Origin of the sequence: Mesobacillus sp., from assembly GCF_049588175.1 — a bacterium.
Lineage (GTDB): Bacteria > Bacillota > Bacilli > Bacillales > Cytobacillaceae > Mesobacillus.
Map to the genome: position 1 here is coordinate 1 of NZ_JBAVFI010000764.1, position 2,194 is coordinate 2,194.

Below are 2,194 nucleotides of genomic sequence, written 5' to 3' on the forward strand. Positions count from 1 at the left end.
ATAACGCACATCCATCCTGATCATTTTGACCCTGAATCCATTCAGGGAGCGTTTGGGAGGGATATTCCCGTCATCGTGCCTGATGAGTCGGTAACAATTGTTAATACCTCTGGGCTCACGAATTTGATTGGCGCCTCACCGGGAGATTCATGGGAATTTGGTGAATTAAAAATAACCGCCGTTTATTCAGCAGACGGCTATGGAACACCTCAGGTCGCCTGGATGATCGAAGGGGATGGCCAAAAAATAATCCATTGTGGCGACACGCTCTGGCATGGTGAGTGGTGGAAAATCGCGGGTAAGTACGGCCCATTCACATTAGCCTGTTTGCCAATCAACGGTGCTGTATTGAATGTCAAAGGTTTGCTTGAACAAAGCACGATCCCAGCATGCATGACTCCTGAAGAAGCAGTTGAAGCTGCCAAAATATTGGGTGCAGCATTGCTGCCAATCCATTATGGTATGTTCCACAATCCTCCTTATTACTCGGAAGCGGATAACGCCCTAAAGCGAGTTGAAGGAAGAGCGGATTTGCGAGGAGTCGAACTGTACGCGCTAAAGCCTGGCGAGTGGCTAGATCTTTCTAGTAAAACAAAGAATACTGGCTTTATTAGGGAGGAGGAAGGATATGCGAATCCAACGTCTGCAATGGGCAGGGGTACTGATTGAGTTAAACGAAAAAACTATTTTAATTGATCCAGTATATAAAAGTCCACAAACGTCATTTTTCGGCTCGCCAAAAACACCTTTCTCTCCCATGGTTCATCTAAGGAAACCGGATTTCATCCTAATCACCCATTTGCATTCCGATCACTTTGATCCCGACTGGATTTCAGGGAAAGCCGGAAAAGATATTACACTGCTTGTCCCTGCAGGAACTGAAGGTGTTGTAAAAGGATATGGGTTTACGAACGTAATGGGTTTCACTGAAGGGGAAAGGTTACAGGCAGGCGATATAGATATTATCACGGCCCCGGCGGTCGATGGCTTGGGAGACAGGCAAGTATCCTGGATCATAAAGAGCGCAGGCCAAACCATTATCCATTGCGGGGACACTCTTTGGCATGGGCATTGGCAAGCACTTGGTGAACGATATGGACCGTTTACCGCTGCATTCCTTCCTGTAAATGGGGCTGTCGTAAACGAACCGGGTGCAATACAAAGCGGTCAGCCTATTTGCCTTACTCCAGAGCAGGCAATAGCAGCAGCAAAGGTTTTGCGAGCAGGCGTCCTAATTCCAATCCATTACGGTTCGTTTCATTATCCTCCTCTTTATAACGAGACTCCAGATGTAATTGAACGCGTGATCAGACAAAGCCAGAAGGAAAAAGTAAATGTAAGAGTCTTGAATGAGCATGAGAGTTTCGTATTGGATGAACAGGGACAACAGTGTGAAATTAACGACCAGCCTTAAAGTTTGTTCTCGTTCAAACCCCTTTGTGGTGGTGTTATGATGATTGTCTTTTTTTACCTGGTCATGTGCTTTATTTTTGGCACGACTTTTTTACTCATTAAAATTGGGTTGGGAACAGGCTGGTCCCCATTCCTGTTTTCCGGCCTTCGGTTTATCTTGGCTGGAGGGGTCATCATCGGATTTTTGCAGCTTTTTTCTAAAAAGGGGTCCCTCAAGCCTTCAATTCATTTACAGATAGCCAGATTATCCTTTTTTATGACGACTGTACCGTTTGCTGCACTTTACTGGTCTGAGCAATATCTCTCCTCGGGAGAAGCAGCAGTGATTGTCGCTACTTCTCCAATTTTCATCCTAATTATCAATTATTTTACAAAACAGGAACGGTTTAATTCCCTCAGATTTATTGGTTCATTAATCAGCCTCGGTGGAATAGGATTGCTCTTTTTTAATGAAATCAGCATCGATAGCAGCTCAGAATCTGCCATAGCCAAACTCGTTCTGCTCCTTGCTGAATGGGCCTTCGCATATGGAAGCATACAATCAAAAAAGATTCTCATTGATCTATTGGATCCATTTATCCTCAATGGGTACCAGATGCTTTACGGAGGTGGATTTTTAATGGTTATCAGCCTGATATTCAATGAAGATTACAGCCTCCCTGCAGAAAGCCATGGCTGGCTGATTTTAATCTATTTTATTTTGTTCGCCTCCATACTATCGTATGGAATCTTTTATTGGCTTCTAAAACATACGAGTGTCTATTTTCCCACAACATGGACC

The 2,194-nt window shown here is 44.3% G+C and carries 3 protein-coding genes; all 3 read left to right on the plus strand.

Annotated elements, in window-relative coordinates; genetic code table 11:
- The coding region (locus WB217_RS18495; RefSeq protein WP_423994792.1) for an MBL fold metallo-hydrolase at positions 1-669 on the plus strand (669 nt) is incomplete at its 5' end.
- Positions 629-1,414, plus strand: coding sequence for an MBL fold metallo-hydrolase (locus tag WB217_RS18500; protein WP_423994794.1), 786 nt, complete (start codon positions 629-631; stop codon positions 1,412-1,414). The genes WB217_RS18495 and WB217_RS18500, both read left to right, overlap by 41 nt.
- A 39-nt stretch (positions 1,415-1,453) precedes the next feature.
- Positions 1,454-2,194, plus strand: a 741-nt coding sequence (locus tag WB217_RS18505) for a DMT family transporter (protein ID WP_423994795.1), incomplete at its 3' end; no start/stop codon positions are given.

Excerpts from the sequence above, each read along its gene's own strand:
- WB217_RS18500 (WP_423994794.1), top strand. The coding sequence starts at position 629 with ATGCGAATCCAACGTCTGCAATGGGCAGGGGTACTGATTGAGTTAAAC.